This window comes from Bifidobacterium sp. UTCIF-38, from assembly GCF_006454495.1.
Classification (GTDB): Bacteria; Actinomycetota; Actinomycetes; order Actinomycetales; family Bifidobacteriaceae; genus Bifidobacterium; species Bifidobacterium callitrichos.
This window is the reverse complement of sequence record NZ_JFAL01000013.1, coordinates 1-13,119: the sequence shown is the minus strand read 5'-3', so window position 1 is coordinate 13,119 and position 13,119 is coordinate 1. Positions and strand designations below refer to the sequence as shown.

9 protein-coding genes are annotated in these 13,119 nt (G+C 61.8%); 6 read left to right on the top strand and 3 right to left on the bottom strand.

The features are described from left to right. Nucleotides 1-1,118: RICIN domain-containing protein (locus tag BW11_RS11535; protein WP_181166135.1), on the top strand; the 1,118-nt coding region annotated here is incomplete at its 5' end. 67 nt (nucleotides 1,119-1,185) lie between these two features. On the opposite strand, the gene BW11_RS05455 is transcribed toward BW11_RS11535, so the two are convergent. Further along, a complete protein-coding gene (locus tag BW11_RS05455; RefSeq protein ID WP_140445831.1) occupies nucleotides 1,186-2,133 on the bottom strand; it encodes a glycosyltransferase family 2 protein in 948 nt (315 codons plus the stop codon). A gap of 198 nt (nucleotides 2,134-2,331) precedes the next feature. On the opposite strand from BW11_RS05455, the gene BW11_RS05450 reads away from it, so the two are divergent. Together BW11_RS05450 and BW11_RS05445 are read left to right on the top strand one after the other, a co-directional pair. Next, the gene (locus BW11_RS05450) at nucleotides 2,332-3,543 is read left to right on the top strand and encodes an acyltransferase (protein WP_258184683.1); all 1,212 of its coding nucleotides are present in this window, start codon (nucleotides 2,332-2,334) and stop codon (nucleotides 3,541-3,543) included. Nucleotides 3,544-3,739: 196 nt separating this feature from the next. Further along, entirely contained in the window at nucleotides 3,740-5,497 is a 1,758-nt protein-coding gene (locus tag BW11_RS05445; RefSeq protein WP_140445830.1) for a DUF6020 family protein, read from the top strand. 101 nt (nucleotides 5,498-5,598) lie between these two features. Here BW11_RS05445 and BW11_RS05440 read toward each other — a convergent pair whose 3' ends face one another. Then, nucleotides 5,599-6,741, bottom strand: coding sequence for a glycosyltransferase (locus BW11_RS05440; RefSeq protein ID WP_140445829.1), 1,143 nt, complete (start codon nucleotides 6,739-6,741; stop codon nucleotides 5,599-5,601). Next, nucleotides 6,741-7,865, bottom strand: a complete 1,125-nt coding sequence (locus BW11_RS05435; protein ID WP_140445828.1) for a glycosyltransferase family 2 protein — start codon at nucleotides 7,863-7,865, stop codon at nucleotides 6,741-6,743. The genes BW11_RS05440 and BW11_RS05435 overlap by 1 nt, the downstream gene beginning before the upstream one ends. 298 nt (nucleotides 7,866-8,163) lie before the next feature. Between BW11_RS05435 and BW11_RS05430 the strand changes: the two genes are divergently transcribed. The 3 genes from BW11_RS05430 to BW11_RS05420 all read left to right on the top strand — a co-directional run. Next, on the top strand, nucleotides 8,164-9,048 hold the full coding sequence (locus BW11_RS05430) for a hypothetical protein (RefSeq protein WP_140445827.1): 885 nt from the start codon (nucleotides 8,164-8,166) through the stop codon (nucleotides 9,046-9,048). A gap of 24 nt (nucleotides 9,049-9,072) precedes the next feature. Further along, complete coding sequence (locus tag BW11_RS05425; protein WP_140445826.1) at nucleotides 9,073-10,512, top strand: hypothetical protein; 1,440 nt, start codon at nucleotides 9,073-9,075, stop codon at nucleotides 10,510-10,512. A gap of 699 nt (nucleotides 10,513-11,211) precedes the next feature. Further along, on the top strand, nucleotides 11,212-13,119 hold a 1,908-nt coding region (locus tag BW11_RS05420; RefSeq protein ID WP_181166134.1), incomplete at its 3' end, for an InlB B-repeat-containing protein.

Genomic DNA, 13,119 nt, shown 5'->3' with positions numbered 1-13,119 from the left:
ACGTGAACTCCGGCAAGGTGCTTGAGGCCGCGAACGGCAATGGCGGCAACGGCGTGGCCGTACAGCAGAACACGGCCAGCGGTTCGAAGGCCCAGCGCTGGTTCCTGCGCGATGCCGGCAACGGCTACTACATCCAGTCCGCGGTAGGCAACTACGTGCTCGACATCACCTCCGGCTCGTCGGCGAACAGCACTCCGGTGCGCCTGTGGACGCCGAACGGCACCGCCGCGCAGACGTTCATCCTGCCGTCCGCGAACGTGAGCATCACGAACGGCGACGTCAACATCGCATCCGCGATCGACAGCAAGAAGGTCGTCGACATCTACGGTGCGGCCACGACCGACGGCGCGCAGGTCCAGATCTACTCGTCGAACGGCACCAAGGCCCAGCAGTTCCGCTTCACGCAGGTGGGCAACGGCATCTACCAGATCATGAACGTGCAGTCCGGCAAGCTGGTCGAGGTTGCCGGCGGCGCGTACATCGACGGCGCCTCCGTGCAGCAGCGTGCCAGCAACGGCAAGGCCAGCCAGCGTTGGCAGGTGCGCGATTACGGCAACGGCAAGATCGCCCTGCTCAACAGCAACTCCAACAAGGCGCTGGACGTGCCGGCCGGCAATGCGTCGGATCTCGTGGCCCTGTGGGTGTACACGTTGAATGGCACCACCGCCCAGCAGTGGCAGCTCGTCAGGGCGGGCGACCCGAACAAGGTGGACGTGTACCGTATGTACAATCCGGCCACCAAGGATCACATCATCACCGCCAGCGATGGTGAGGCCACCGCGCTCGCCAACAGCGGTTGGCGCAACGAGGGCGTGGCCATGCACGCCGCCGTCAAGGGGGCTGCGAACTCCAAGCCGGTCTATCGTCTGTACAATGCGGCCCACAAGGATCACGTGTACACGACCACCGAACTGGAACGTCAGACGCTCGCCAAGTCCGGTTGGCGCGATGAGGGCATCGCGTTCTACGCTCCGGATGGCGGCAGCGTGACGGTGTATCGCGTCTACAACCCCTCGACGAGGTACCACCTGTTTACGGCCGACAAGAACGAGGCCACCACGCTGCAGAAGAACGGCTGGACCCTCGAAGGCACCGCCTTCAAGGCCTACCCGGCCTGAGTTCCTCTCAAGTTGAAAGCCCCCGAGGACTTGACTGCAAGTCCTCGGGGGCTTTCGCTTAATCCGCCTACTTTCGCCGCTTCAAATACGCGAACCGATTCGCGTCGACGATAAACGTCTTCCGATCGTTCTTCGCCATCACATCCAGAATGATCCCGGCGATAATAAGCATCAATCCCGTGATCACCAGCATCACCGCGCCAATCAACGTCGGGAATCGCGCGACCATACCCGTGTGCACGAACTCCATCGTGACCGTGCCGCACAGCACCACGCCGATCAGTCCGATGATCACGCCCAGTCCGCCGAAGAACGGCAGTGGCTTGTACTCGCGGATCATGCGGAAGATCGTGGAGAGCACCTTGATGCCGTCGCCCACCGTGTTGAGCTTGGACACCGAGCCTGCCGGGCGGTCGCGGTACTGGATCGGCATCTCGAACAGGCGCAGGTTGTTGTTCAGGGAGTGGATCGTCATCTCGGTCTCGACCTCGAAGCCGCGCGAGAGCACCGGATACGTCTTGACGAACGTGAACGAGAACGCGCGGTAACCGGTCATGATGTCGGTGACGTGCGCGCCGAACAGTCCGTTGATCGAATCGCGTACGAGTCGGTTGCCGAAGTTGTGGAACGGGCGCTTGTTCTCCTGGAAGTACGTGGAGGAGAGTCGGTCGCCGATCACCATGTCGTAGCCCTCAAGCACCTTGGCGACCATGTCCGGGGCGGCATCGGCCGGGTACGTGTCGTCGCCGTCGGCCATCACGTACACGTCGGCGTCGATGTCCTCGAACATCGCGCGGATCACGTTGCCCTTGCCCTGACGCGGCTCCTTGCGCACGATCGCCCCTTCCGCGGCCGCGATGGACGCGGTCTTATCGGTGGAGTTGTTGTCGTACACGTAGATGTCCGCGTGGGGGAGTGCGGCGCGGAAGTCGCGCACCACCTTGCCGATCGTCACTTCCTCGTTGTAGCAGGGCAGGAGCACGGCGACGGTCGGATTGTTGGATTCCTGAGGCATGAGCCCCACTATAGCCGCCTCTACAGAGAGTCCCAAGCTGACCTTCAGCGGACCATCAGTGATTCGACACACGATTCAGGGGCATTGTTACCCGACATTTCCGTCTTCTCCGTACAGATTGTGAGGAAGCTATGCTTCCCCGACATTCGCAGGTCGAACCTTGCTATTGTCGTGTCCCGGAGTCAGGAAGGGAATCACATGCCAGAACAGCACACGCCACATGGTGCCAGCGGAGTCGGCACTCACGCCGCAAAGAAGCTGAAACCGCGCATCATCGGCTACGACATCGCCAAAAGCCTCGCGATGCTGTTCGTGGTGATCCTCCACTACTCGTTCTACACGCGCTACTACTCGTCCGGCATCGCCGGCACGCTGCTGACGACCCTGTGCGTCGCGTGCGTGCCGCTGTTCTTCGCCGTCAACGGCGCGCTGCTCCTGCCCCGCCCGCTCGACATCCGCAAGCACGTGCATAAGACCCTGACGATCGTCGCCGTGCTCGCCGTGTGGAAGACGATCGTCGCGCTGTTCTGCGTATTCGTCGACCGCACGCACCCCGCCCCGATCGGCACGCTGATCAAGAACTTCCTGCGATTCCAGCTCGGCGGCGGATTCGGCGACTATCCGGTCGGCTACTTCTGGTTCATGAACGCCCTGCTCGCCGTGTACCTGATCTACCCGCTCGTCAAACTCATGTTCGACGATCCCAGCCGCATCGCCCTGCGCGCCGCGCTCGGCGTCATCTTCGCGCTCACCGTCGGCAAGGACACGCTCGTCGTCCTCCTCGACATGCTCGGCGCCGCCACGCACCACGAGCTCGCGTCGATTCTCGGCAGTCTCGACGAGTTCTACATCTTCGGCTCCTACGGCTACGTGCTCCTGTACTTCACGGTAGGCGGTCTCGTCGCCCGCTCGATGATGCCCGAAGGTCTCAAAGGCGGCATTCAAGGCATCCGCTGGCCGCTGAGGTCGATCAGCCGCCCGATCGCCGCACTGCTGATCGTCCTGTGCTACGCGATCTCATTCGGTATCCAACGCTTCCAGCACGCCACGAAGGGCACGAACCTCACCATCGACTACGGCTACTGGCTGCTGCCCACCTTCGCCGCGACCATACTCGCGCTCATGCTGTGCCTGACCGTCAAGACCCAAATCCTCCCGATCCGCGTGCCGGCCGAAACCGTCGGCAGGAACACGTTCGGCATCTACATGCTGCACATGATGGCGATCGTCCTGTTCGCCAAGGCACAGGCGCATCCGGCGCTCGCCGCCGTCTTCGAGGCGCACCTGAACAGCGGTGTGATCACGACCGTTCTCAACCTCGTATGTGTACTGATCCTGTTCGCCTGCTGCCTCGGCGTCTCAGTGGTCTTGAGACAGATCCCCGGCGTGCGTACCCTGTTCACGGTATAGCTTTATTCTCGGCTCCCCTTGTTAGGACGTTGCCGTAAAGCAAACAGCAGAGCTGTTTGTAGGCAACGTGCGAGCCGACAGGCGAGCCAGTGAAATGCGCGCGTGCGCGTCCATAATTGCAGGACGAGCTCTGGCCCGCGAAGCGGGACTGAGGGGTAGTAAATTCGTCAATGAACTCATGATCCGAGAAGGAACTATGGAACAGACTGAAGTTCTTGGTCTTGGAAAGACCGGCAACCAAACCGTCCCCGGCCGCGACGAAACCCCCGGCATGCGCCTCCTGCGCACCCAGTGGCCCCTAATGCTCATCGCCGCGATTCTCAGCTTCTTCGCCACCGCCTGCGAGATGCTGCTGCTCACGGATCACCTCTCGTTCTCGTTCCACTACGCGTTCCGATTCGTGATCTACACGCTGTTCCTGTTCGCCCTCTTCTACGCGGGCGATCGTCTGCTCGACCGCTTCTCGGCCAAACAAGCCGACAACGAGCAGGGCCGCGTGCAGGGGCATATCGAGCTCAAAGGCCAGCACCATTTCGAGTTCCCCCTCACCCGCCGCGGCTTCCTCGGTTCCCTCGGCATCATCTACCTGTGCTGGATCCCGTACCTGCTGCTCACCTTCCCCGGCGTGATCTGGTACGACACCCAGCAGCAGCTCCAGCAGTTCTTTGGTATCCCGAACGTGTTCGGCGACGGCAGTCATCTCTCCGACCATCACCCGGTGTTCGACACCCTGATCTTCGGTTCGTTCGTCAAGTTCGGCAATCTGATCGGCTCCGGCAACGCGGGCGTGTTCCTGTACTCGATCGTCCAGTCGCTGATCACCGCGTCCGTACTCGCCCTCACCGTGCTGTACCTGAGGCGGATCGGCGTGCCGCGCCAGCTGTGCAAGGCCGCGATGCTGTTCTTCGCGCTGTTCCCGATCTTCCCGATGTACTCCAGCGCGATGGCCAAGGACGCCGTGTTCCTCCCGTACTTCCTGCTGTTCTCCCTGTGCTTCGTCGAGACCGCGCGTACGAAGGGTGATTTCCTGCGCAATCCGTGGGCGTTGACCGCGTTCGTCGTGTTCGCCGTGCTCATGGCTCTGACGAAGAAAACGGGACTGTACGTGGTGATCGTCGCGTGCCTGTTCCTGCCGTTCTTCCTGCCCAAAGGGCGTCGCATCCGCGCCTTCCTTCCCGCGATCATCACGGCTCTGGTGATGATGGTCGCTCTGCCGAAGGTCGTCTTCCCGATCGCCGGCATCCAGGAGGGTGGCAAGCAGGAGGTGCTCGGCATCGCGTTCCAGCAGTCTGCGAGGCTGCTGCGTGAGCATCCGAACGAGGTCGGCCCGCAGGACAAGGAGACGATCTACAAGGTGCTTGGCCGCGACGTTGATAAGCGCTACGAGTGGTGGGCCACGGACAGCGTCAAGGGCTACACGTGGAGCGACGAGCAGAACCGGCATCTCGGCGAGTACATGAAGGTGTGGGTCAAGAATCTGGCCGAGCATCCGGTCTCGTACGTGGAGACGTATCTCGCGCTGGAACAGGGCTGGCTCGGAGCCCCGACGGTCACGAAGGATGGACGGCTGCACAACGTGGCCAACATCTATGCGCTCGGTGCCGCGCACGGCTTCCCGGAGGCCGAACAGCTCGGTGTCGCCGTGCATCGTGCCCCGTCCGGGCCAAGGCTCCTGCAGGACAGCATGGACTGGCTGGCCGGCACGTTCTTCGGCGCGCTGCCGTTCTCGCGTGCCCTGTGGGCCACGTGGATCCCGGTGTTCCTCGTCTACGAGTGCCTGCGCCGCCGCAGGGAGCGCTTCGCATGGCTTCTGCCGATGTTTGCTACGTTCCTCTTCCTCTGGGTCTCACCGACCAGCGCCACCATCGAAGGCGTCCGCTACCTAGTCCCCATGATTTACGTGGCGCCATTGTCTCTCTCCTGCCTCCTAACTCGCAAGCAAGCTCAACGCTAAACTGGCCCCCTCTGACGAGGGGGCTCCCGACGAAGCCGGGTGGGGGAGAGAAGAAGCAGCCAAAGGCCGCGGAAAACACAGCATCGGCAAAGCCGATACCATCAACGCATCGAGTGCAGAATCCACTGGTATAGCGGCTTCGTGATGATGTCGCTGGAGAATCGTCGCGAAGCTTCCAGCGCCTTCACCTGCGCCACCTCCAGCGCCTCCGGATCCCGCAGCAACCCTTCGATGGCATCCGCCAGTGCCTCCGGATCCCCGGGCTTCACATACACGACCCCGTCCCCGAGCACGCGCCGCTGCGGCGCCGTATCCGAGGTGATGACCGCGCACCCGGCCGCCATCGACTGGTACACCTTGTTCGGCACCACGTGCAGTCCCTTGGATGTGGTCGAGAAGATGCCGAGCGAGATCGCGTGCGAGGACACCAGCGCCGGCAGGTCCTCGGGCTCCACCCATTCACGGAACTCCACGTTGTCGAGCCCGTGCGTGATCGTGCGCACCTTGGCGTAGTCCTGACCCTTGCCGATCAGCGTGAAATGCGGGGTCAGCCCGCGCTTGGCCAGCTCGCGGGCGGCCTTCGCGATGACCGGCACGCCCTGCAACGGCGTGTACAGGCCGTAGAACACGATGTCGTTCGTCCGCGCGGTCTCACCCGCGGCAACCCGAGCCGCCTCAGCGGAGCCGGCAGCATACCATTCGGCAGGCGCTCCCACCGGAATGACCATGGTCTGGTCGCCCGGACGGCACATGAGCTGATGCTCCTGCGTGTCGAGTACGGTCAGCGTGGCCGAGTTGATCGCCATGCGATCGAGACGATTGAGCAGCCGAACCCTGAGTCCGTGCGCGCCTCGGTCCTTGGCGGTATCTCCCGCGAAGATCATGTGATCGAGGATGATCGGAATCCCGCGGAACAGGCGACGGGCGAGCAGCACGTCGAAATGCCCCATGTACCCCACGAGCACCGCGTCCGGGCGACCGTGACGGCGCATCCACGCGCGCGCATCGCGGCGTAGGGCATGCCACAGGCCGAGCAGGTCCCATGCGAAGCCGAACAGCTTCCACGGCTTCCTGAGAATCTCCACGCGCTGCGCCGTCGATAGCTCCAGCGGATGGTTGATCTCGGTCACCTCGCACCCGTTGGCGCGCAGACCGTCGATCAGAATGCCCACGCGGGGATGCTTGCGCACGTTGTACGTGCCGAACGCGAGTACACGCGGCTTACGAACAGACTGCTGCGTCACTACTCGGAGTCCTTACCTTCCTTCACGGGCTTGTTCTGGGGCTCATCCTGGGGCTCATTCTGGGGTTCGCTCTCGACGTCGTCGATCTTCTTCGCGCCCAATTGCGTCACGTAATCCGTCAATCCCGTGGACACGCCGCTGTAGCCGCCCCACTCGTCCTGCTGCGCCCACATGCGCTGGCTCTCACGGCAGTACATGAGCTCCTTGGTGCGTTCCAGCTCGTCCTCGACGAGCTTGCGCTGGATGCGCAGCACCTCGGAGATGATCTGCAGCGCCACACAGAACGCGGAGAGCATGATCAAGGCCACGCCGGCGAGCATCGACTGCAGGTGGCCGGCGGAATGTCCAGAGAAGAAGAACATCAGATAGCGCACGAACGGGATCAGACCGAGAATGCCGAAGACGATCGCCGCCCATTTGAAGATCACGTTCGCCTTGAACATGAGGAAGCTGCGGATGATCGCGCCGCCAGACTTCGCCATGTGCTCGAAGATGTTCGAGAACAGGCGCGATTCGCGCGTCTTCGGGTTCGTCTTGATCGCGTACGAGGTGATCGCGATGCGCTTGTTGCCCGCCTGGATGATCGTCTCCATGCAGTAGCTGAACTCGGTGACGATATTGAGCTTCAGCAGAGAGCTCTTCGAGTACGCGCGGAAGCCACTGGCAGCATCCGGGATGTGTGTGCCGGCCGCGAGGTTGACCACCCACGAGCCGAACGCCTGCATGCGGCGCTTGAACCAGCTGAACTCCTTGATGGTGGCGGTCTGACGGTCGCCGACCACGATATCCGCCTCGTGTCGGATGATCGGCTGCACGAGGTCGCCGATCGTCTCGCTCGGATACTGGTTGTCGCCATCCGTGTTCACGACGATGTCCGCGCCGTGCTTGAGGGCGTAGTCCACACCGTCACGGAACGCGCGCGCCAGTCCCATCGGCTTGGCGTGGTGGACGAAATGCTTGACACCCAGCGAACGCGCCACCTCCACGGTCCTGTCGCTGCAGCCATCGTCGATGATGAGCAGCTCCACCTCGTCGGCGCCGGGAATGGTCTTCGGCATCTTCTCCAGCACCAACGGCAGGGTCTGTTCCTCGTTCAGGCAGGGTATCTGTATGAAGACGCGCATGGGCTTCCTTTTCAGGTGATTCGGGCTCGACAGTGCCACATCGTACTCAAACGGCCGAACTTGCGGAAGGGCGCATGGGCTCTCAAGAAACATCCAGTACATACCCAGTTGCAAGTTGTCAAGTCGCCGCGTGTATCATCGGCCTCGTTCTTGACGGCATACACAGGATGGGTATACGGGCATGTCTACAGACGGATCGCAATCGGCAGTACAATCAGCGCGACCGGCACAAGCAGCACCACACCGGCAGACACGCCGGCTGACTCGGGCAACGACCAATCGCATCGCCGCGATCGCCGTGGGCGCCGGCCTGATCGCCCTTCTCCTGTACGTGTACGGACAGGTCGTCTTCGGCAACTGGAACTACTCGTACACCAACTGCCTGTACCGCTGGAAGCCGTTCGCCTCCGAGAACGTGACCACGCAGGGCTACTGCTACTCGGACATCACCGACAACGTGCTGCCGATCGCCTACACGACCCTGCATCAGGGACTGATCACCGCATGGGTGCCGACGTTCAGCATCGGCGCACCCATGACCGTCAACCTCTACTTCTCGCCGTTCAACTACCTGTACCTGCTGCCGTTCGACATCGCGATGCCGCTGATCGCCGTCGCCAAGGTCGTCATCGCGTTCCTCGGCATGTACTTCCTCCTGCGCCAGCTGGGATACACCTCCCGCGGCGGATTCATCGCCGGCACCACGTACGCGCTCTCTGCTGCGATGGTCACTTGGCAGGGCTGGCCGCACACCGAGGTCGGCGCGTGGGCACCATGGTTGTTCCTCGTCCTCGACAAGCTCGTCAGGCAGCTGCGCGCCAAGTACATCGTGTGGACCGCGATCCTCACGTTCCTCATGCTGATGGCCGGCATGCCCACGTTCGCCGCATACTTCTTCTACCTCGGATTCGCGTACGCGCTGTTCTACGCCTGCCGCCTCTACTGGGGCAGGTGGCGTCGCCTCGCCGCCACGCTGGTGGCCGGTATCGGAGCCGTGGCGATCGGCGCGATCATGTCCCTGCCGTACACGGGCGAGCTGCTCGGGTCGGTGGGGTCGAACGGATACTCGGATTCGCGCTCGAACTGGAGTTTCATCGGTTTGGCGCCGGAACAGCTCAAAACCATGTTCTTCCCGTTCATGACCACCCATAACACGGTGAACAACATCGAAAGCATGCTCTAGACGGGCATTCTGGCCATCATCACCGTGGCGTTCACCATCGTGCGATTCCGCAGCAAGCCGCGCGTCGGCTTCTTCGCCTGCTCAGCCGCGATCGTGGGCATCCTGCTCTTCACGCCGTACCTTGACATCGTGTTCACGAACATGCCGATGGTCAACACGTCATACAAGTTCCGCATCGTCATCCTGCTCAACTTCGCACTCGCCGCATTGCTCGGCATCAACATGGACGATCTGCTTGCTCGCGTGATCGACACGATGTGCGAACGGCTCTCCATCTGGGCGGTGACCGCCGTGGCGCTCGCCGTGTACGTGTACGCGGCGTTCAGGACGCGTGGCACGCCGCTGGTGTCGGAGAACAACGTCGAGTTCGGCCCGCTGCAGCGGCGCATCGCGTACCTGACGGTGGCGGTGTTCGCGGTGGTGGTGCTGTGCCGGACGTGCCTGCCCGCCCTGTTCCGCAGGAGCGCCGCCTTCGCGGTTGCATCCAAGGCGATGTCGGTCCTGTGCACGGTGGCCCTCTGCGCCGCGGTGGTGGTCGATACGGGCTACTTCGCCATGCAGTACCTACCGCTCACCCAGAAGGGCTCCTCCGCGATCCCGCAGGCGACCTCGACGATCAAGTACCTGCAGGAGAACACGAGGAACGGGGAGAAGATCGTCGGCAAGAACGTGGATCTGCCGACCGATTCGTCCATGTTCTACGGTCTGCGCGATATCCGTGGGCACGCCCTGAGCATGACCAACCCGGACATCAAGGCGTACTACACGGCGATCGACAAGAGCGCGTACGAGTCGAGCCCCACGAACACGGTGTTCAAGAACGTGAGCAACGAGAACCTGTTGCGCTACCTGGGCGTCAAGTTCATCGTAAGCAGTGAGACGCAGGAGAACAATCCCGAGTACTCGAGCGGCGAGGGCATGAAGGCCGTCGGCGATGACGGCCTGCTCGTCAAGGAGCTGGACAACCCCGCGCCCGAGGTGCAGCTTGTGGACAACATCCAGGTCTTCGATACGAACGACGAGGTGCTGGACGCGATGGGGAAGCGGTATCAGGAGAACACCGTGTTCTTCAGCCGGGAGTACGGGGTTCCCGAAGGCGCGAAGACCACGATGGACGCCCCGACCGAGAGCGTCGACACCACCGCGGACGTGAAGAGCGTGGATCAACAGGATGACGGTGATCTGACGATCGTCGTGTCCAGCGAGAGCATGCAGTACCTGCTGGTCAATGAATACGATGATGGCGACTGGGCGGCTTCAGTAGACGGTCAGGAAACTCCCATATATAAAGGTAACGGTCTGATCCGCGCCGTAGCCGTGCCTGCCGGAAACCACACGGTGAAGTTCACCTACGAGCCGAAGAGACTCTGGTGGTATCTGGCCGCCACAGCGGCCGGTGCCGTGGTCTTAGTGGTGATTGCCGTGCTCTACAAGCGCGAGGACGCCTTCTTCGCCGGCCTCTAGCCCTCATTGGCTCCCCTTGCAGGGGAGCTGGCCCGCAAAGCGGGTCTGAGGGGTAGTTGTGGTGCGGCACTAGAGCATACCTGCAGGTTGCGCTCGTAAACAGCCCCAGAATGTCTTCAGCCTCCACAGACCGAGGTCTGTGGAGGCTGAAGACACCGCGATGTCCCGAAAAGCGCAATGCGTTTGCGTCACGCATTACAACTGCAGGTACAAAACCCGTGCTCGCACACAAAGCCTGTGCCTAAAACGAACCATAAGGCCATTCATGGACATGAACATGGAATTGGGCGCAGGGCGAGTGTCTGGCGTGTCGTCGGTTCGGGTCGAGGGACATCCGGCGACACGCCGAAGATATTCCTTCCGCTTATACACGGCTGTAACAAACGCGAAATCGAACGACAGCGTGGCGAGTGGGAGATCATGTTTCATGATGCGCGGGAAAGTTACGTAGAAGCGCATGATTTCAAGCGAAAGCGGTTGGGAATAGCCGAGAGAGAACCTGTGGTCAGGTTGGGCGGTTCGGGGAGATATCTGGAGGTTGACAGAGCGCCATCTGAGTCCCAGCTTGTGGGTTTCGCAGGGTGACCTTCGAGACTCAGGTTGACAATGTCCGGGGGGTGGGGGTAGAAAATGACTTAGTCGGGATGGAGAAGGTCTCCATACAAAAACCCGATGTCCCTAGAAGAAAGGTTCCTGACAATGACAGGAAACAACAAGGTTTGGCGCGCGCCGCTCGCGGGTCTTGCCTCTCTCGCGATGATCGCGACGATGGGCGTGGCTGCGGGTACGGCCAGCGCTGCGACGTCTACCAAGACGTATAAGGTCACGTTCCACGACGGTGATGCCACTACGGTCGTGAAGAACGTGTACCCGGGCGATTCGATCTGGAACGCCGCTCAGGATGCCGCGAAGTCGATCGCCTCCAAGGAGAACTTCACCGGTTTCACGGAGACCGATGGCGGTTCCGATTATGTGAATCCGCTGGCGACGGTGTCCGGTGATGTGGACCTGTACGCGAAGTACATCGGCAGCGCGGACAACGATTCGAAGCAGTATGTCGAGGTCAAGTACGATCTCAAGGGCGATTACGCCGACTCCGTCGCCGAGAACTTCGCGTTCGGTGATGACGGCGCGTTCTATGTTGAGAAGGGTAAGACCCTGAACGCTCAGCAGCTGCCGTATGATGCTGCCGATGGCGTGCTGGTCGAGAACTGGAAGGTGACCTACGCCGATGGCACGACCGCGACGGTGGCCACGAAGGATCTGGCCACGATCAACGTCGGCCGTCCGGCTTCCGGTTCCGTGACGATCGCGGCCGAGACCCGCGCCGAGAACGTGAAGACCGTGTCGTTCTCCAAGTCCGAGGGCGGCAACTACGGCATCGTGAACGCGGCCATCGACGGTGACAAGGATACGAACAAGTACTCGGTGGATGCGGTCGAGGGCACGAATGTCCCCACGCCGAAGTTCATCTCCGCCGGTGCCGACAAGGTCCCGTCCTCGTGGGTGAACTTCCAGTCCAAGAAGAAGTTCGCTGCCGGTTCCGAGGTGACCGTCAACGACGGTTCCAACAGCAACAACAACTACCGTGGTGACGATTTCGTCTCCTACGCGACCGTGAAGTTCGATTCGAAGGGCGGCTCCGCCGTGGCCGATCAGCCGGTCGCTCTGACGGAGAAGGACGCCAGCGGCAAGGCGTTCGGCTATGTTACCAAGCCGACTGATCCGACTCGTGACGGCTACGTGTTCAAGGGTTGGAAGAACGCCGCCGGCAACTTCATCGATTGGACCGCAGGCCCCTCCGAGGACGCCAACAGCTCTCGCGTGTATGGCGATACCACTGTGACCGCCTCTTGGGAGGCCACGACTTCCGAGGTGAAGGTCACGTTCCGTGACACCGAGTACAACGGCAACCAGTCGGATGTGTCCGTGACCGTGAAGGGCTCCGACTTCGTGTCCGAGTCCCAGGCCCCGGCGTGGACCCGTTCCGGCTACGTGCTGGCCGGCTGGCAGTACAGCGGTAAGGACTTCGACTTCGATGCCAACGTCGCCGCTAGGGTGAACAACGGCAACGACTTCGTCCTGACCGCGAAGTGGACGAAGGTTGATGAGGATGTGGTCAAGGCCGCTCTCAACTACGTGACCACCGCTGATAAGGATAAGTTCACTGCCGCTTCCTGGAAGGAGTTCTCCGCCGCCTACACGCAAGCCGAGAAGGAGTACAAGCAGGCCCAGTTCGAGGCCTCGAACGGCGACGAGATCTCTGCCGATGCTTCCTCCAAGATCGTTTCCGAGCTGAAGGCCGCTTGGGAGAAGCTGGTGTTCGTGCATGAGACCAATGCCGATGTGCTGGGAGACAAGACCGTGCATCGTCTGTCGAAGGGCGGCGAGCACTTCTACTCGCAGAATGCTCGTGAGATCAGGTTCCTGACCTCGACGACCAGCACCTCCGGTGGCTGGACCGACGAGGGCCGCCTGTTCGAGGGCGTTGACTCCGAAGTTAACGATGAGTTCGCTGATTTCGATGCTGCGGCTGATACCGATGGCACGAAGGGTCTGTCCGCTACGGAGAAGACGGTTCGCGATCAGCTTGCTGCGGCCGCGACT

Bases quoted from the DNA above. Each gene is read 5' to 3' on its own strand.
- BW11_RS05455 (WP_140445831.1), bottom strand. From the start codon at position 2,133: ATGCCTCAGGAATCCAACAATCCGACCGTCGCCGTGCTCCTGCCCTGC.
- BW11_RS05450 (WP_258184683.1), top strand. From the start codon at position 2,332: ATGCCAGAACAGCACACGCCACATGGTGCCAGCGGAGTCGGCACTCAC.
- BW11_RS05445 (WP_140445830.1), top strand. From the start codon at position 3,740: ATGGAACAGACTGAAGTTCTTGGTCTTGGAAAGACCGGCAACCAAACC.
- BW11_RS05435 (WP_140445828.1), bottom strand. From the start codon at position 7,865: ATGCGCGTCTTCATACAGATACCCTGCCTGAACGAGGAACAGACCCTG.